This is a genomic window from Bacillus sp. FSL K6-1006 (genome assembly GCF_038593175.1).
Taxonomy (GTDB): Bacteria; Bacillota; Bacilli; order Bacillales; family Bacillaceae; genus Bacillus; species Bacillus safensis.
The window spans coordinates 2,418,207-2,436,362 of record NZ_CP151970.1 but is presented as its reverse complement, the minus strand read 5'-3'; the positions used below and the strand labels follow the sequence as shown (position 1 = coordinate 2,436,362).

Below are 18,156 nucleotides of genomic sequence, written 5' to 3'. Positions count from 1 at the left end.
GCATGTTGTTTCATTGAAATTGGAGTTGATGAAGATGACAAAAAGACCAGAAGATACAAGAGTTGTGGTCGGTATGTCCGGAGGAGTCGATTCATCAGTTGCCGCTCTTATGTTAAAGGAGCAAGGCTATGATGTCATCGGCATATTTATGAAAAACTGGGATGACACCGATGAAAATGGTGTTTGCACAGCAACGGAAGACTATGAGGATGTCATCCGCGTATGTAACCAAATTGGAATCCCTTATTATGCAGTGAATTTCGAGAAGCAATATTGGGACAAAGTGTTTCAATATTTTCTTGATGAATATAAAGCGGGCAGAACGCCAAACCCAGATGTCATGTGTAACAAAGAAATTAAGTTCAAGGCATTCCTTGAGCATGCACTTTCACTTGGTGCGGATTATTTGGCAACAGGACACTATGCTCGTGTTGATCGAACTGGTGATGAAGTCAAAATGCTGCGAGGTCTTGATGCAAACAAAGACCAAACGTATTTCTTAAATCAGCTGACACAGGAACAACTTGATAAAGTCATGTTCCCAATCGGTGATTTAGAGAAAAAAAGGGTTCGTGAATTGGCAAAAGAAGCAGAGCTCGCAACAGCAGCGAAAAAAGATTCAACAGGTATCTGCTTTATTGGAGAAAGAAACTTTAAAACGTTCCTCAGTCAATATTTGCCTGCACAGCCTGGTGTGATGCAGACAATGGACGGAGAAGTAAAAGGGGAGCACGATGGACTGATGTATTACACGATCGGTCAGCGCCAAGGACTTGGCATTGGCGGCAGCGGTGATCCTTGGTTTGTCGTTGGAAAAGACTTGGAGAAAAACATCTTGTTTGTTGAACAAGGCTTCCACAATCCACTTTTATACTCTGAAAGCATTTCAGCTGTTAATATCAGTTGGACTCGTCCTCATATTGTCGGAGAAAACGGTGAATTAACTTGCACAGCAAAATTCAGATACCGTCAAGAAGATCACCATGTGAAGGTCAAAATGACAGGTGAGCAAGAAGCGATGGTTATCTTTGATGAACCTGTTCGTGCTGTTACCCCGGGACAAGCGGTTGTTTTTTATGATGGCGACGAATGTCTTGGCGGCGGTACAATTGACGATGTCTTCAAAGATGGTCAAAAGCTGTCGTATGTGTAGCATGTTTCAAAACCTCAACGTCGCTGTTGAGGTTTTTTAATGAAAGGATGAGAGAGCGAATGAATTATAACGAAATCGGCATAGAAGCCTTGAATCAAGGGAATATCGAAAAAGCAGCTGAAGCTTTTACAAAAGCGATCGAAGAAAGCCCGAAGGACCCGGTTCCATATATTAACTTTGCGAACTTACTTTCAAGTATCAATGAATTTGAACGCGCTTTAAACTTTTTTCAGAAAGCAATTGAACTTGATCATACCGCAGCTGCAGCCTATTATGGAGCAGGAAATGTATATACATTAAAAGAAGACTTTATGAAAGCGAAAGACTACTTTGAACAAGCACTAAAAGCGGGCATGGAAAATAGTGATTTGTTTTATATGCTTGGGCAGACGCTCATCAAATTAGAGCAGCCAAAGCTTGCGATGCCGTATCTTCAGCGTGCTGTTGAACTAAATGAAGAAGATAATGAAGCAAGATTCCAATTTGGCATGTGCTTAGCCAATGAACACATGCTGGAAGAAGCGGTGACAACTTTTAGTGAAGTCATCACGCGTGATCCGCAGCATGCAGATGCCTTTTATAATTTAGGTGTTGCGTATGCGTACTTAGAGAAAAAAGACGAAGCACTTGAGATGCTGGGTAAAGCCATTGACGTGCAGCCTGACCATATGCTGGCACTACATGCGCAAAAGCTGATTCAAGAGGCAGAATAGATGGAAGGAGGGAAGACCTGTGCAGGAACATCCAGATCAAATGAAGCTTGAGGACGAACCGTTTTTAAAGGGGACCATTCAAGCCGTTATTTTCCATAATGAAAGTAATTTATACTCGGTGTTAAAGGTAAAAGTCATTGAAACATCGGAAAACTTAGAGGAAAAAACAGCATCTGTCACAGGCTACTTCCCAGCACTTCATGAGGAGGAAACCTACACCTTTTATGGCAAAGTGACAAGCCATCCGAAATTTGGTGAACAGTTTCAGGCCACTCATTTTCAAAAGGAAGTACCAACAACGAAGCAAGGAATCATACATTATCTCTCAAGTGATTTATTTGAAGGGATAGGGAAAAAGACGGCTGAAGAAATCGTCGGGAAGCTTGGCAATCAGACGCTTCATAAGATTATGCGTGACCCAGCTGTTTTGTATGATGTACCGCGCTTATCAAAAAAGAAGGCGGATAAGCTGGCCGCAGCGCTTCAGGAGCATCAAGGGCTGGAACAAATCATGATCAGCCTGAATCAGTATGGCTTTGGTCCACAGCTCAGCATGAAGATTTACCAAGTATACGAGAGTGAAACGCTGCAGAAAATCGAGGAAAATCCCTATCAGCTTGTCAAGGATGTCGAGGGAATCGGATTTATTAAGGCGGATGAGCTTGGTGCTAGAACAGGCATCTCAGGTAATGACCCAGAGCGGATTCGCGCCGCCTTGCTATTTACAGTGGAGACAGCTAGTCTTCAGGACGGTCATACGTACATACAAACGAAAGATTTGATCGTCGAAACCCGCAAACTGCTCAACCAAACAGGCAATGATTACAAAGTGACTGAAATGGATGTTGCCAATCAGATCATTGCACTTGGCGAAGGAAAAGAAATGATCATTGAAGACGACCGCTGCTATCATCCATCCTTATTTTATGCAGAGCAAAGTGTCGCCAAACGCATTCAAAAAATCGTCTCCCAAACAGAATATGCAGATCAATTTCCTGAATCAGAATTCCTGCTAGCACTTGGCGAGCTGGAGGAGCGGTTAGGCGTCCAGTATGCACCGACACAAAAGGAAGCGATTCAAAAGGCACTCATGTCCCCGATGCTGCTTTTAACAGGCGGGCCTGGAACAGGGAAGACGACGGTCATTAAAGGAATTGTCGAGCTTTACAGTGATCTTCACGGTGTTTCTCTTGATCCGAGTGATTATAAAAAAGATGAATCCTTCCCATTTGTGCTTGCGGCACCAACTGGACGGGCGGCTAAACGGATGACAGAATCAACAGGGCTTCCAGCTGTCACCATTCACCGGCTGCTAGGCTGGAACGGTTCGGAGGGCTTCTCGCATGATGAGGAACAGCCGATAGAAGGAAAGCTTGTCATCATTGATGAATCAAGTATGCTGGATATTTGGCTGGCGAATCATTTGTTTAAAGCGATTCCTGATCATATCCAAGTGATTATGGTAGGAGATGAACATCAGCTGCCATCTGTCGGACCAGGCCAAGTTTTACGGGATTTGCTTGCCTCAAAAGCCGTGCCGGCTGTTACCCTGACAGATATTTACCGGCAGGCAGACGGCTCCACCATTGTTGAACTGGCACATGATATGAAAAATGGTGTGCTGCCAAAGGATATTACTGCACGCTCAAAGGATCGGTCCTTCATTCGGTGTTCAGCTGATCAAATGAAAGAAGTCATTGAGAAAGTTGTCAGCAATGCTGCTCAAAAAGGATTTTCGGCAAAGGACATTCAAGTGCTCGCACCAATGTATAAAGGAAAAGCAGGCATCAATGAGCTCAACAAAATGCTGCAGCACATTTTGAATCCTAAAAAACCAAAAGGCAGAGAAATCCAGTTTGGTGATGTGGTGTACCGGACAGGTGATAAGGTGCTTCAGCTTGTGAATCAGCCGGAGAACAACATTTTTAACGGCGATATCGGCGAAATTGTCTCGATTTTTTATGCAAAAGAAAATACAGAAAAAGAAGACATGGCCGTGATCTCCTTTGATGGGAATGAAATCACCTTTACAAAAAAGGATTTTCATCAATTTACCCATGCTTATTGCTGCTCCATTCACAAATCACAAGGAAGTGAATTCCCAATTGTTGTGCTGCCAGTCGTCAGAAGCTATTACCGAATGCTTCGGCGGAATCTGCTGTACACAGCTATTACACGCAGTAAAAAGTTTTTAATACTGTGCGGCGAGGAATCAGCGCTGGAGTGGGGCGTGAAAAACAATGAGGATTCCCTCAGACAAACGTCTTTAACAATGCGGCTGGTGCAAACTGAACAATTCATGGATGCAGAACTTGAAGCGCTCCAAAAAGAGCTTCCGTTTAGCGTACATGACGCAAATATTGGCATGGAGGGAATCACTCCATTTGATTTTATGCATGAGTAGAAGGCTTCCATATGGAAGCCTTTTAGTATGAAAAGAACTTCTCCCATTCTGTTCATGGAAGCCATTTCTTCGTATGAGTCATGAAGCAAACGCACACGATAAGACTGTTCCGCAAAAGGTGGTTGAGCACATTTTGAGAACATGCCGAGAACTTGAAGGAATGACGATCTATACAGATGAGCTGTCCCAATCACTTGGTTCCATAAAAGATATTTGCTTTTTAGCCGGAGGCAGCTGCGGAGGATATGTGTTAGAGGGGAAAAAGAAAGACTGTGCACTCATTCCATTCTCTGCTTTTGATCAGCTGACAGATAAAGGTTTGTATGTGAGCTGTCAGGAGGGAGTGGGCATGGATTCCTCTGCTCCATTCTTGTTATTTTCAAAATTAAAAAAGAAAATGATGCAGTCACCTGATGGTGAAAATTTAGGCATTTTGGAAGATGTATACTTTTGCTCAAATTCGGGCACAATCGTAGCATATGAACTCTCGGACGGCTTCTTTACAGAGCTATCAGGGATTCGGAAACAGCTGCAGGCTGCCGGAACCTTGATGAACGTTCAAAAGGAAGCACTGGTTCTAAACCGAACGTAAAGAGGTGCTGATTATGCTCATTTGCCCAAATTGCAAATGTAAAGACATCGGAAAAATTGGGGTCAATCAATATTATTGCTGGGGCTGTTTTATTGAATTGACACTGTCGAAAGGCAAAATATCTACACACCAAGTGGAGGAAGACGGGACACTAAGCAGCTTAGATGATCTGTTTAGTGACGATGAACGTTCAATTCAATTATAAGTGTTAAGGGGGAATTTCGAATGGGCAAAATGACTTCTTCACTATTAACGCTTGGTGCAGGTGCACTCGCATATCACTTTGCAAGCCGATATGATATGCCATCAAAGCGGGATATGAAAAAGCTAAGAAAACGTGTTATGAGAATGATGTAAACAAAAAGGGCTAAAATGATCTTCATTTTAGCCCTTGGTTTTTTTCAGCGTGATCGAAAAACCGGTCTATACGCTGAGGCATCCGTCAAGAGCGGATGTTCTTTTTATGCCTGCCTGTATTCTAATCGTCTTGCAAGAATAGATAAGCTGAAATTGACGACAAAATACATCATAGCTGCCAATAGGAATATCGGCAGTAAATAGGATTGGCTTTGCCCATTTAATATTTGTGCGTGATGTAATAATTCTGGAAGCGCAATGACAACAGCAAGCGACGTATCTTTTAAAAGGGATATGAATTGACTGACAATTGGCGGCACCATTCGGCGCAGGGCCTGCGGCATAATAATCATTTTCAATGTTTGAATATAGGTTAAACCAGAAGACCTGGCTGCTTCGATCTGACCCTTATCAATTGATTTAAGGCCGCTCCGAATAATTTCTGACAGCATCGCAGATTCAAACACGGTTAAAGCTGCAATAGCAGATGCTGTGATGCTCAGCTTGATGCCGATTTCAGGCAATGCAAAATATGTGAAAAAGATGATCAGTAAAAGCGGCAGGTTCCGAATGGTTTCTACAACAACCGCAAGCACTTTTGATAAAACCGGAATTTGAGCGAACCGCGATGTGCCAACGATTAATCCAATGATAAAGCTCAAAATGATGGAAATAAAAGCCACTTTTAAGGTGACAGCAAATCCTTCAAGTAAAAAGGCGAGATGATCAGGCTGGTAGGCACCTATAAAATCCATGATGTTTCCTCCTTTCTAGTGGCTTCTTGCTAATCTTCTTTCTAAATAACCAACACCTAGACTGAGCGGAATGGTTAATAGCAGATAGAACATGGCGACAAAGATGTAGACATCAAACGTCACAAATGTTCTAGACGCAATGAGGTCTCCCTGATACATAAGATCAAACCCTGCAATGACACCTAAAATAGAGGAGTTTTTGACAAGGTTAATAAATTGATTCCCAAGAGGGGGAATGACGATTTTAATCGCCTGCGGCAAAATGATATACCGCATCGTCCCGCCATATGACAGACCTGAAGCACGGGCTGCTTCCATTTGTCCAAGCGGCACAGCTTGTATCCCTGCACGAATGGCTTCAGCAATAAAGGCAGAGGTATAAATGGCAAGAGCGATCGTTCCAGCAGTAAAACCATCTGCTACTATACCCAGGACTGGTAAACCAAAGAAGAAAACAAAGGTGATCAATAATAACGGAATATTCCGAATAAATTCCACGTAAGCCGTCCCTAACCAGTTGAGCGGCCTGAGTGGCGCAATTCTCATAATGGCAATGAGTGTACCGATCAAAAAGCTTCCAATCAGAGCAATGACACTTGCACCAATGGTATATTTAAAGCCTTCTAAATAAAGATGAACGTTTTCAGTGAGAATGGAAAACCGCAGCAATCAGTTCACTTCCTTCCTGATCAACAGGGGAGCCAAGGAGCGGCTCACCTGAGGCATTGATCTTGACGAATTAAATGCTATTCTTTGATCCATTTTTTAAGAATCTTGTCATACTCTCCATTGTCTTTTAACGTTTTTAAGGCTTTATTGATCGCATCTGTTAATTCTTGATCTCCTTTTTTCACAGCAATGCCATAAGGCTCATCTGTAAAGGTGCCGCCGACCACTTCATAATTTGAATCCTCATCTGCCATACCAAATAAGATCGCATTATCAGTTGTCAGCACTTGCCCTTGGTTTGATTTTAATGCTGTAAAAGCCTCCTGATAGTTCTCGAATTCTAATACGGATGCTTCAGGTGCTTTCTCGCGGATATTTTGAGAAGAAGTAGAGCCTTTCACGGCCAGTACCTTCGTTCCTTTTTTAAGATCATCAATGGATTGAATGTCGCTTCCTTTTTTCACAAGCAGTGATTGTCCTGCTTCAAAGTATACATCTGAGAAATTGACTTCTTTTTTACGTTCTTCTGTAATTGTCATGGTCGCAACAATCCCATGAATATCTCCTTTTTGAAGTAAAGGAATTCTCGTTTTAGATGTGACTTCTTTGAATTCTGCTTTTCCTTCATCGCCGAGTATTTTCTTTGTGATGGCTTTTGCAATGTCAATATCAAATCCTTCAATATCACCGCTGCTCGGATTTTTTAGACCGAATAAACGTGTGTCATTTTTTACACCGAAAATGATTTTTTTGTCTTTCTTAATGGCTTCTAAAGAACTTCCTTGTTTTGCATCAGTTGACCCTTTTTCAGTCGATCCACAAGCAGCCAAAGCGGCAATGCAGCAAGTCATAAAGAGCATCAGGCCAAAGCGTTTCATTTTTTTCATCAAACCATTCCCCCTAGTGATTTAATATACGGCTTAAAAATAATTGAGCACGTTTTTCTTGCGGTTTTTCATAAAATGCAGCCGGTGTTGATTCTTCAAGAATTCTGCCTTCATCAATAAAGACAATGCGGTCGGCCACTTCGCGGGCAAAGCCCATCTCATGTGTGACGACAACCATGGTCATGCCTTCACGGGCCAGCTGCTTCATCACATCTAATACCTCGCCGATCATCTCTGGATCAAGTGCAGATGTCGGTTCGTCGAAAAGCATCACCTCCGGCTTCATCGCAAGCCCTCTTGCAATGGCAACGCGCTGCTGCTGTCCGCCAGAGAGTCGTGAAGGGTAGGTGTCTGCCTTTTCAGGAATGCCGACTTTATTTAAATAAAATTCAGCTGTTTCCTTTGCTTCTTCCTTGCTCACTTTTTTGACCTTCATCGGCGCAAGCATAATGTTTTCAAGCACCGTCTTATGCGGATAGAGGTGAAAATGCTGAAAGACCATTCCGATATTTTGCCTGACAAGATTGATGTTGGTCTTCGGATGCTGAACAGACACTTGGTTGACGAGAACTTTTCCCGCATCAATGCTTTCAAGACGATTGATACACCTGAGCATCGTGCTTTTACCAGACCCTGAAGGACCGATGATCACAACAACCTCCCCTTTTTGAATATGTAGGTTAATGTCCTTAAGTACATGGAACTGGCCATAATGCTTGTTGACTTCTTCGAATGTGATCATGAAGAACCTCCTCTTGTGTTTCATTGGCTAAAGCTAAAGTGGATTCTAGCACAACTTGTGTAAAAAGAAGTAAATAATGGAATATTTTCTGACGAGATTTTACTGCAAACAGTGACTTTGGATGGAGCTGTATGTTTCATGTGTATTCATTTTTAACAAAGTTAGGACAAATTTTATTTACGTGGATAATTGCAGAAAATGGTTAAACAATAAGAAAAGAGGTGAAAAAGGTGAAGAAACGTCCGATCCAATTTCTGATATATGCTGCAGGGGTCCTGCTTGTCCTTGCATCCTTGCTCATTTTACTGCAGCTCGACGAGTTATGGATGCCTGTTTTTGTATTGCTGAAGGCGGTTCTCATTCCGCTTCTCATCGCCATTTTTATTTCTTACCTGCTTTATCCTATTGTCGAAAGACTGCATGCACGAGGGCTGCCGAGAACAATCAGTCTCTTACTCATCTATGTCCTGTTTTTTGGCGGGATTGGTTTTGCGGTTTATAAAGGAGCGCCTGTTATGATCGCACAGTTAAATGAGCTGTCAGAACAAATTCCTGTCATCGCGGAAACGTATAATGGCGCTTTATCACATATTCATCATCATACGAGCCACTGGCCTGACGGACTTCACGACCGCTTGGACCGCTTCATTGTTCAATCGGAGACATATGCAGCCAATAGCGCTGAGCGGATGATTCTTAGCTGTAAAGTTTTATTTGATTACGCATTAGTCGCAGCACTCATCCCTTTTCTTGTTTTTTATATGGTAAAAGACATGAACACGATGAAGCGGGCGGCATGGTATTTAACGCCGCCATCATTTAGGAAGAGGGGGCATGCCTTTGTCAAAGCAGTGGATGAATCGCTTGGTGATTATATTCGAGGGCAGCTGCTTGTCTGTTCTTTAATCGGGGGTGCAGCAGCCATTGTGCTCTGGCTTTTCCATATCCCGTATCCGCTCGTTCTTGGCATGCTGATAGGAGCAACGAACGTGATTCCGTATTTTGGACCGATAATTGGCGCAGTTCCTGCCATCTTTATTGCGTTTACCATCTCAGTGAAATCGGTCATCATTGTATTGATCACAGTAGCGGTGCTGCAATTTTTAGAGAGCAATGTCCTCAGCCCGATCATTGTAGGGCGAAGCCTTCATATGCATCCTGTCGTCATTATGCTTGTCTTGCTTGCAGGAGGGGAGCTGTTTGGCTTAATTGGGATGATTTTAGCCGTACCAGCAGCTGCGATTATCAGGGTGATCATTGTGCAATATATCCTGATGAGACGAAGCGTTCATTGACAAGACGAGCCGAGTTGTCTATAATAATTTCGATTCATACATATTGAAATTCAATGACGGACCCGAGTACGTTAAAAAGCTGTTGCAGAGAGAGGCTTTATTTGCTGTGAAAAGCCTTATCAGACCTTTAACGGAAGCTAGTCCCGAGTGCAGATAAACACTGCCGCTCTCTTCCGGCGTTATCGGATGTGAAGGTGATAGACGAATTTGTCTATAATCAGGGTGGTACCGCGAGAACATCTCGTCCCTGTGTAAGTCGTTTTGTGCTTGCATAGGGCGGGGTGTTTTTTCGTTTGTGTGGAGATTGATGAATGAAAAGGGAGGATTTTTGAATGAAAACTTTAACTTCAGCTCAAGTACGTCAAATGTTTTTAGACTTTTTTAAAGAAAAAGGACATGCTGTAGAACCGAGTGCGTCACTTGTACCGCATGACGATCCGACACTTTTATGGATCAACAGTGGGGTGGCAACATTAAAAAAATACTTTGATGGCCGCGTCGTACCTGACAATCCGCGTATTTGCAACGCGCAAAAATCGATTCGTACGAATGATATTGAAAATGTAGGGAAGACAGCACGTCATCACACGTTCTTTGAAATGCTTGGCAACTTCTCTATTGGTGACTATTTTAAAGAAGAGGCCATTGAATGGGCGTGGGAATTCCTCACAAGTGAAGAGTGGATTGGCTTTGATCCTAATTTGTTATCTGTGACAGTCCACCCAGAGGACGAAGAAGCATATATTCTTTGGAGAGATAAAATTGGTGTGCCTGAAGAACGTATTATTCGTCTTGAAGGAAACTTCTGGGATATTGGCGAGGGCCCAAGTGGACCGAATACAGAAATTTTCTATGATCGCGGTGAATCATACGGTGACGACATGAACGATCCAGAATTATATCCAGGCGGGGAAAACGAGCGTTATCTAGAAGTATGGAATCTCGTGTTCTCTGAATTCAACCATAATCCAGATGGATCATATACCCCACTGCCGAAGAAAAACATAGATACAGGGATGGGCCTTGAACGAATGGTATCTGTCATTCAAAATGTGCCAACGAACTTCGATACAGACCTTTTCATGCCGATTATTCGTGCAGTCGAAACTATTTCTGGAGAAAGCTATGGTTTGGCGAAGGAAAAAGATACAGCATTTAAAGTCATTGCTGACCATATCCGGACAGTTGCCTTTGCTGTAAGCGACGGTGCGCTTCCTTCCAATGAAGGCCGCGGATATGTATTAAGACGTTTGCTGCGCCGCGCTGTGCGTTTTGCAAAAACGATCCATATCCACCGTCCGTTTATGTATGATCTAGTGCCAGTTGTTGCTGAGATCATGAAGGATTTCTACCCAGATGTACAAGCAAAAGAAGAATTTATTGCGAAAGTCATCAAAAACGAAGAAGAACGTTTCCACGAAACACTGAACGAAGGGTTAGCGATTTTGTCAGAAGTGATCAAAAAAGAAAGAGACAAAGGCAGCTCACAAATTTCAGGTGAAGATGTATTTAAGCTGTATGACACGTATGGATTCCCTGTCGAGCTGACAGAAGAATACGCAGAAGATGAAAACATGACAGTTGATCGAGAAGGCTTCCAAGCGGAAATGGAGAAGCAGCGTGAACGGGCAAGAAATGCGAGACAAGATGTCGGCAGTATGCAGGTTCAAGGCGGCGCTTTAGGCGATATTAAAGTGGAAAGTACCTTTGTTGGCTACGAAAATTTAACTGCGGAAACTCGCATTATCGAACTGCTTCAAAATGGTGAACTTGTCTCTGAAGCACATGAAGGAGACACGGTGCAAATCTTGTTAGATGAAACACCTTTCTATGCGGAAAGCGGCGGACAAGTGGCTGATAAAGGGGCACTAAAAAGTGCAGAAGCCATCATTGAGATCAAAGACGTGAAAAAAGCACCAAACGGTCAGCATGTCCATGAAGGAGTCGTCGTAAGCGGTACGGCTCAAAAAGGTCTCGAGGTCACTGCTGAAGTGGAATCAGCTCTTCGAAAAGGCATTGTGAAAAACCATACAGCGACACACCTTCTGCATCAAGCGCTGAAAGATGTATTAGGCAGCCACGTAAACCAAGCAGGTTCATTGGTAAATGAAAATAGACTTCGTTTTGATTTCTCTCACTTTGGACAAGTGACGAAAGAAGAATTGTCTCAAATTGAAAAAATCGTGAACGAAAAGATTTGGGAAGGCATCTCTGTTGCCATTGACCTGAAACCAATTGCTGAAGCAAAAGAAATGGGTGCAATGGCGCTCTTTGGCGAGAAGTATGGCGATATTGTCCGTGTTGTCCAAGTGGGCGATTACAGCATCGAGCTATGCGGCGGCTGTCATGTGCAGAACACTGCGGAAATCGGTTTGTTTAAAATTGCGTCTGAGTCGGGTATTGGTGCTGGAACACGCCGTATTGAAGCTGTGACTGGTAAAGGCGCTTATGAAGAATTAAATGACCAGCTGGCGATTTTAGAACAGGCAGCAAGCGAGCTGAAGTCAAATACGAAGGATGTACCAAAACGGATTGCTTCATTACAGGCAGATTTAAAAGAGGCTCAAAGAGAAAACGAATCTCTCCTGGCGAAATTAAGCCAAGCAGAAGCAGGCTCTATTTTAGAGAAAGTGACAGAAGTTGGCGGAGTGAAAGTATTAACTGAAAAAGTAAATGCTAAAGACATGAACCATTTAAGAACAATGGTTGATGACTTAAAAGCTAAATTAGGATCAGCTGTCATCGTCCTGGGAGCCGTTCAAAACGGAAAAGTAAACATTTCAGCAGGAGTAACAAAAGACGTGATCGAAAAAGGTCTTCATGCAGGAAAGCTTGTGAAGCAGGCAGCTGAAATCTGCGGCGGAGGCGGAGGCGGACGTCCAGACATGGCACAAGCAGGCGGAAAACAACCAGAAAAGCTTGAAGAAGCACTGGCAACTGTCGAAGAATCTGTCAAATCCGTTTTATAATCAGGCGATGTAGTGTAGAATAATGGTATTAGATGAGCGGTTAGAAAAAAGCTTGCTAGTAGAATGTTGGAAGAGAGGTGCAAGAAGCAGTGAGTTCATTTGATAAGACAATGAAGTTTAACTTCTCTGATGATTCAGCTGAAACCAATGTGAATGAAGTGCTCATTACAGTTCATGACGCACTCCAAGAAAAAGGATACAACCCGATCAATCAAATTGTCGGATACTTGCTGTCAGGCGACCCTGCTTATATTCCAAGACATCAGGATGCACGCAACCTAATTCGTAAACTAGAACGAGACGAATTAATTGAGGAATTGGTTAAATCGTACTTAGAGACACATAAAGAGGCGTAAAACATGAGAATTCTGGGCTTAGATTTAGGCACGAAAACCCTTGGTGTTGCGATCAGTGATGAAATGGGATGGACAGCGCAAGGGATTGAAACAATTAAAATTGATGAAGCAGGCGGAGACTTTGGTCTCAGCCGCCTGTCTGAGATCGTTGCAGAATTTGGAGCGGATAAAATTGTACTTGGCTTTCCAAAAAATATGAACGGCACGGTCGGTCCTAGAGGCGAAGCCAGCCAATCATTTGCGAAAGTGCTAGAAAACACGTACAATGTTCCTGTTGTGCTTTGGGACGAGCGTCTGTCAACTATGGCAGCAGAAAAAATGCTCATCTCTGCAGATGTGAGCAGACAAAAGCGTAAAAAAGTCATTGATAAAATGGCGGCTGTTATGATCCTGCAAGGATATTTAGACAGCTTAAATTAAAATGAGGTGAATCAAATGGAACACGGAGAAAAGCAAATTACAATCGTTGATGATAATGGAAATGAACAGCTTTGCGAAGTACTATTTACTTTTGAAAGCGACCATTTTAACAAATCTTATGTCCTTTACTACCCAATTTCTGAGCAAGACAATGAGGAAATTGAAATTCATGCATCAAGCTTTACACCGAACGAAGACGGTGAAGATGGCGAGCTAGAGCCGATTGAAACGGATGAAGAATGGGACATGATTGAAGAAACGTTAAATACGTTCTTAGATCAAGAAGACGAAGAATAGAACAAATAAAAGGCCTGTGAACAGATCTTCTTGATCTTTCTTCACAGGTCTTTTTTTACGATCAATATGTTAACTAAATTTGATTTTATGTTGACATAATGAATTGTACCTTTTACTCTGTTTTTAACAATAAATTGAGTGAGGGGCATGGAGATTGAAAATACAAGATATGATGCAAATAGCGTTAATAACAGCGGTCATCGGGATGTTAGGCTTGATCCCGCCGATTTTACTTACATTTACACCTGTACCGATTACATTGCAAACCGCAGGTCTTTTGCTTGCTGGGGGGCTGTTAAAGCCTAAACAAGCACTAATCAGTTTATGTCTTTTTCTTTTGGTTGTGGCAGCAGGCGCACCTCATTTGTCAGGCGGGAGAGGCGGGATAGGGGTCTTTTTTGGTCCAAGCGGTGGTTTTCTTCTTGCTTATCCTGTTGCTGCCTTCATGATCAGCTTATGGGTGAACCGGCTGAAAAAAGTAACCGCACTGCGTCTTTTTGTGATCTATGCGGTTTGCAGTATTGTGATTTTGTATATGTGCGGCATCCCCTTTCAAGCCATGATGATGCATATGAAGGTCTCGCAGGCGGCTTTCCTTAGTTTGATTTATCTTCCAGGTGATCTCATCAAAGCGGGAATGTGTGCTGTCTTTACGGTCAAAATCATACAGGCCATGTCATATCGAAAAAGGGATCTGCATAAAGGGAGGCGTGCAGTTTGAACAGAATAACGGAAAGCTATGCAGTACATGCAGAAATGAAACCAGATCAGATTGCCATCATAGATGAGCAAGAAAGCATTACATATCAAGATTGGTATGAACGTGTGCAGAGATCAGCACAGTGGTTACAAGGAGCGGCTCATCAGCAAAAAAGAATCGCTTTTTTATTATCAAATGGTGCCTCTTTTTTGCAAATATTTGCGGGCGCTGCTTATGCAGGATGGACAGCCGTTCCGCTTGATCCGAGATGGAGTCATGAAGAATGTGTCGAAAAGCTCATGTTAAGTGAGGCGGATCTCGCCATTATAGAGGATCGATTGATAAAGAGATTTGAACAGGGAAGCGTGGACATGCCGCTTCTTTCTTTATCAGAATGGAAGGAAAGAATGAGCCTTCTCACAGACAGTCCATATAACAGCTGCGATACCGAGAAGGATCCCGTCTTTTATATGGGATTTACGTCAGGATCAACGGGCTCACCGAAAGCCTTTATTAGGCGTCAGCAGTCTTGGATCGAGAGCTTTCAAATGACCGCCGCTTCATTTGGAATCACTCATCAAGATCATGCTCTTATATTAGGTACACTCTTATCCTCTCACTTTTTATATGGTGCCATCAGTACATTATACTTTGGCGGCACAGTGACGCTTTTAGAAAAATTTGTGCCAGTAAAAGCGAAGAAAGCCTTAGAGGCAGGTGATATCACCGTGATGTATACTGTCCCAACAATGACAGAAACGTTACTGCAAATTGAAGCTTTTAGAGAAGACAATCCGCTTCTTGTCATGTCATCGGGAGCAGATTGGAGCATCTCTTCAAAAGAACAGCTCGTGACCAACTATCCACATGTCACTTTTTTTGATTTTTATGGCACATCAGAGTTAAGTTTTGTCTCTTATTTGTCTTCAAATGACTTTATGCAAAAACCTACTTCTGTTGGACGGCTTTTCTCCTCCATTCAAGTAGAAGTAAGGCGGCCCGATCAATCTGTCTGTCAGCCAAATGAAACAGGGAGGATTTATGTAAAGAGCCCAATGACTTTTTCAGGTTACTTGCATGAGCAGAAACCGCCGGAGGAGTGGCTGACAGTTTACGATATGGGATGGCTGGATGAAGACGGTTATCTGTATATGTGCGGTCGTGAGAATGGCATGATTGTCTATGGAGGACTAAATATTTTCCCAGAAGAAATTGAGCGTGTGCTAAATGAACAGCCAGAGGTCAAACGGTCGATTGTGGTTGGCGTTCCTGACCCATATTGGGGTGAAATCCCTGTTGCCATATTGGAGCAAGTGCCGCAAATAAAGGGGGTTCGACAAGCTGTTAAAGAAAAGCTGGCGGCCTACAAGGTACCAAAAAAATGGCTTGTGATTGATCAAATGATTGAAACATCCGGCGGAAAAATAGCCCGCGCGAGCATGAAAAAGTGGGCGGAGGAGCAATTGTCATGCAAGCAGTGATCGTAGAAGCAAAACGAACACCCTTCGGTGACAAAAATGGGATGCTGAAAAATTATCGCCCAGAGCAATTAGCCGCTCCCCTTATTCGGCATTTGTCTCAGATGAGGACACCGGATGACGTCATATTAGGCAATGTCGTCGGAGGCGGTGGAAATATGGCCCGTCTGTCCTCCTTAGAAGCAGGTCTTCCTTTACACGTTCCCGGTATGACAATTGACAGGCAGTGTGCCTCGGGTCTTGAAGCGATCAGAACAGCTTGCGTCATGGTTCAATCGGGGGAGGGCACGATGTATATCGCTGGCGGGACTGAGAGCATTTCCAGATCACCAATGAAAGAGAGAGCCCGCTTTTCACCGGAGCGGATAGGAGATCCGCATATGGGAGAAGCAGCTGAGCTGACCGCGTCGGCATTTTCTGTCACGAGAAAAGAACAAGATGACTATGCCCTTTTAAGCTGGGAAAGAAGTTTAGCAGCATTCACACATGGTACATATTCAGAAGAAATCGTTTCGATTGACGGGATGAACATAGATGAAGCGGCTGCTAAAATAAGACCGATGGCAAAGCTGATCAAGCGGGCAAAGCCTGTATTTTTACCGGGAAAAGGAACTGTGACCGCCGCCAATAGCTGTAAGGAAGCAGACGGAGCAGCCGCCGTCGCTGTGATGGAAAGATCGCTAGCGGAAGCAAGTGGATATAAGGTGATGCTACGGTATGCCGGAAGTGCTGTGACAGCGATACATCCTCATTTTCCAGCTGCTTCACCAATTGATGCGATCAAGAAGCTTTTACATCAAGAGAACATCAAGGCAGAGGAAGTGGCGCTATTTGAAATCAATGAAGCGTTTGCGCTGAAAGCTGCACTTATTGCCCGGACGCTGGGGATACCATATGACCGGATCAATAGAAGAGGCGGTGCACTTTGCCTTGGGCATCCTTACAGCGCGTCAGGAGCTGCTATGATGGTGAGATTATTTTATGAAGGGCGCACCTTACCGAATGGAAGCTATGTCATGGCTGCTATTGGAAGCGGTGGCGGCGTTGGTTTAGCCGTTTTGTGGCAAGTTCTGTCATGACATGCATAAGCAAGGAATTGCCGAACTCCGTCGAATCATGTACTATAAAAGCTAGATGTGAGGAGGGCCATGCATGTTTTCAGAACAAAAGAAACGACCATTCTTCAAAAGAAAAATGGGGATCGTCCTGTTATCTGTCCTTGCTGTCATCATCATTGCAGCATTATCAGGCTTTTTATATGTTAAATCAGCACTCGGACCGGTCGATCAAAAAAGTAAACAAACCATTAATATTCATATTCCAAATGGGACATCTGTCCGCGAAATTGCGGGCATTTTAAAAGAAAATGGGCTCATTTCGAATGACGCGATTTTTACTTATTATGCAAAATACAAAAAGGCGTCCGGCTTTAAAGCGGGATATTTTCATTTAAAACAAACAATGGACGCAGACACGCTGATCAAAAAGCTGACATCTGGCGGGACAGATTACGCCTTTCAGCTTGTGATTCCAGAGGGAAGACAGCTGTCTGATATTGCAGCCATTATTGCAAATCAGACGAATTTTTCAGCGAAGGAAGTTGAAGCGAAGCTGGATGATCCTGATTTTATTCAAACACTAATGAAAAAATATCCGAAAACCGTGACATCACAGGTGAATGGAAAACAGGTGAAACATCCGTTGGAGGGTTATTTATTCCCTGCTACGTATCCATTTTATCGTGAGGATGAATCGCTCGAAACGATCATTGAAACGATGATTAAACAAACAGATCAATACGTGAAAACGTATGAAAAAGACATGAAAAAGAGAAACATGTCCATACATGATGTGTTAACGATGGCATCACTGATTGAAATGGAAGCAACAGAAAAGACAGATCGGGCAAAAATCTCAAGTGTATTCTATAACCGGTTGAAAAAGGACATGCCGCTTCAAACTGATCCAACCGTTCTTTATGCACTTGGTGAGCATAAATCCCGCGTGTATTACAAAGACCTAAAAGTGAAATCGCCTTATAACACGTATAACAATAAAGGGCTGCCGCCTGGACCTATTGCAAATGCTGGTGAATCCTCTTGGAAAGCCGCACTGCATCCAGAGAAAACGGATTACGTTTACTTCCTTGCGAAGAAAAATGGAGAGGTCGTATTTACGAAAACGTTAAATGAGCATAATAAAGCAAAAGCGAAATACATCACAGGCAGCAATTAATGTACAAGTGAATCGAAAAAGACTGTAGACAATACGAGATTGCCTGCAGTTTTTTTCGTTGGAATCTCCATTTTATAGGTTCGCAATTGCCACTTCTTTGTGGTAAAATATATCGGGTTGTTTTTACTTAGATG

General features: G+C 43.1%; 19 protein-coding genes and 1 other annotated feature. Of the genes, 15 read left to right on the top strand and 4 right to left on the bottom strand.

Features of this window, described 5'->3' with window-relative positions:
- Nucleotides 1-34 precede the first annotated feature (34 nt).
- From mnmA to NSS65_RS12615, 6 genes are all read left to right on the top strand, one after another.
- Nucleotides 35-1,153 (top strand): tRNA 2-thiouridine(34) synthase MnmA, encoded by a 1,119-nt coding sequence (gene mnmA, locus NSS65_RS12640; RefSeq protein ID WP_024423123.1) that lies wholly within the window; start codon nucleotides 35-37, stop codon nucleotides 1,151-1,153.
- A gap of 59 nt (nucleotides 1,154-1,212) precedes the next feature.
- Nucleotides 1,213-1,866, top strand: coding sequence for a tetratricopeptide repeat protein (locus tag NSS65_RS12635; RefSeq protein WP_034279920.1), 654 nt, complete (start codon nucleotides 1,213-1,215; stop codon nucleotides 1,864-1,866).
- A gap of 19 nt (nucleotides 1,867-1,885) precedes the next feature.
- Nucleotides 1,886-4,270, top strand: a complete 2,385-nt coding sequence (locus NSS65_RS12630; RefSeq protein WP_070326449.1) for an ATP-dependent RecD-like DNA helicase — start codon at nucleotides 1,886-1,888, stop codon at nucleotides 4,268-4,270.
- A gap of 73 nt (nucleotides 4,271-4,343) precedes the next feature.
- Nucleotides 4,344-4,862: a PRC-barrel domain-containing protein gene (locus NSS65_RS12625; protein WP_081279470.1), complete on the top strand. Its 519-nt coding sequence runs from the start codon at nucleotides 4,344-4,346 to the stop codon at nucleotides 4,860-4,862.
- A 13-nt stretch (nucleotides 4,863-4,875) separates the two neighbouring features.
- Complete coding sequence (locus NSS65_RS12620) at nucleotides 4,876-5,067, top strand: hypothetical protein (RefSeq protein WP_003216308.1); 192 nt, start codon at nucleotides 4,876-4,878, stop codon at nucleotides 5,065-5,067.
- Between the two features lie 20 nt (nucleotides 5,068-5,087).
- Nucleotides 5,088-5,219 carry a YrzQ family protein gene (locus NSS65_RS12615; protein ID WP_003216198.1) on the top strand — a complete coding sequence of 44 codons (132 nt, stop codon included), beginning with the start codon at nucleotides 5,088-5,090 and terminating at the stop codon, nucleotides 5,217-5,219.
- A 104-nt stretch (nucleotides 5,220-5,323) separates the two neighbouring features.
- Here NSS65_RS12615 and NSS65_RS12610 read toward each other — a convergent pair whose 3' ends face one another.
- The 4 genes from NSS65_RS12610 to NSS65_RS12595 all read right to left on the bottom strand — a co-directional run bounded on the left by NSS65_RS12610 (nucleotide 5,324) and on the right by NSS65_RS12595 (nucleotide 8,272).
- Nucleotides 5,324-5,974, bottom strand: coding sequence for an amino acid ABC transporter permease (locus tag NSS65_RS12610; protein WP_070326450.1), 651 nt, complete (start codon nucleotides 5,972-5,974; stop codon nucleotides 5,324-5,326).
- A 15-nt stretch (nucleotides 5,975-5,989) separates the two neighbouring features.
- A complete protein-coding gene (locus tag NSS65_RS12605; RefSeq protein ID WP_024427868.1) occupies nucleotides 5,990-6,643 on the bottom strand; it encodes an amino acid ABC transporter permease in 654 nt (217 codons plus the stop codon).
- A 77-nt stretch (nucleotides 6,644-6,720) separates the two neighbouring features.
- Nucleotides 6,721-7,530 carry a transporter substrate-binding domain-containing protein gene (locus NSS65_RS12600; protein ID WP_070326451.1) on the bottom strand — a complete coding sequence of 270 codons (810 nt, stop codon included), beginning with the start codon at nucleotides 7,528-7,530 and terminating at the stop codon, nucleotides 6,721-6,723.
- Nucleotides 7,531-7,543: 13 nt separating this feature from the next.
- Nucleotides 7,544-8,272: an amino acid ABC transporter ATP-binding protein gene (locus NSS65_RS12595; protein ID WP_024423116.1), complete on the bottom strand. Its 729-nt coding sequence runs from the start codon at nucleotides 8,270-8,272 to the stop codon at nucleotides 7,544-7,546.
- A 230-nt stretch (nucleotides 8,273-8,502) separates the two neighbouring features.
- On the opposite strand from NSS65_RS12595, the gene NSS65_RS12590 reads away from it, so the two are divergent.
- The 9 genes from NSS65_RS12590 (at nucleotide 8,503) to mltG (ending at nucleotide 18,022) form a co-directional block, all read left to right on the top strand.
- Nucleotides 8,503-9,567 (top strand): AI-2E family transporter, encoded by a 1,065-nt coding sequence (locus NSS65_RS12590; protein WP_034279929.1) that lies wholly within the window; start codon nucleotides 8,503-8,505, stop codon nucleotides 9,565-9,567.
- Nucleotides 9,568-9,611: 44 nt separating this feature from the next.
- Nucleotides 9,612-9,819, top strand: a binding site (T-box leader).
- A gap of 80 nt (nucleotides 9,820-9,899) precedes the next feature.
- Nucleotides 9,900-12,536, top strand: a complete 2,637-nt coding sequence (alaS, locus tag NSS65_RS12585; protein ID WP_144496259.1) for an alanine--tRNA ligase — start codon at nucleotides 9,900-9,902, stop codon at nucleotides 12,534-12,536.
- A gap of 89 nt (nucleotides 12,537-12,625) precedes the next feature.
- The gene (locus NSS65_RS12580; RefSeq protein WP_008358522.1) at nucleotides 12,626-12,892 is read left to right on the top strand and encodes an IreB family regulatory phosphoprotein; all 267 of its coding nucleotides are present in this window, start codon (nucleotides 12,626-12,628) and stop codon (nucleotides 12,890-12,892) included.
- 3 nt (nucleotides 12,893-12,895) lie between these two features.
- On the top strand, nucleotides 12,896-13,312 hold the full coding sequence (ruvX, locus tag NSS65_RS12575) for a Holliday junction resolvase RuvX (RefSeq protein ID WP_024427871.1): 417 nt from the start codon (nucleotides 12,896-12,898) through the stop codon (nucleotides 13,310-13,312).
- 15 nt (nucleotides 13,313-13,327) lie between these two features.
- Entirely contained in the window at nucleotides 13,328-13,609 is a 282-nt protein-coding gene (locus NSS65_RS12570; protein WP_024423112.1) for a DUF1292 domain-containing protein, read from the top strand.
- A 154-nt stretch (nucleotides 13,610-13,763) separates the two neighbouring features.
- Nucleotides 13,764-14,330 (top strand): biotin transporter BioY, encoded by a 567-nt coding sequence (locus NSS65_RS12565; protein ID WP_326134828.1) that lies wholly within the window; start codon nucleotides 13,764-13,766, stop codon nucleotides 14,328-14,330.
- The gene (locus NSS65_RS12560) at nucleotides 14,327-15,790 is read left to right on the top strand and encodes an acyl-CoA synthetase (RefSeq protein WP_144496258.1); all 1,464 of its coding nucleotides are present in this window, start codon (nucleotides 14,327-14,329) and stop codon (nucleotides 15,788-15,790) included. Before NSS65_RS12565 ends, NSS65_RS12560 begins: the two co-directional genes overlap by 4 nt.
- Nucleotides 15,778-16,866: an acetyl-CoA C-acyltransferase gene (locus NSS65_RS12555; RefSeq protein WP_144496257.1), complete on the top strand. Its 1,089-nt coding sequence runs from the start codon at nucleotides 15,778-15,780 to the stop codon at nucleotides 16,864-16,866. The genes NSS65_RS12560 and NSS65_RS12555 overlap by 13 nt, the downstream gene beginning before the upstream one ends.
- A 73-nt stretch (nucleotides 16,867-16,939) precedes the next feature.
- Nucleotides 16,940-18,022 carry an endolytic transglycosylase MltG gene (mltG, locus tag NSS65_RS12550; protein WP_065214590.1) on the top strand — a complete coding sequence of 361 codons (1,083 nt, stop codon included), beginning with the start codon at nucleotides 16,940-16,942 and terminating at the stop codon, nucleotides 18,020-18,022.
- The last annotated feature ends 134 nt before the right edge of the window (nucleotides 18,023-18,156 follow it).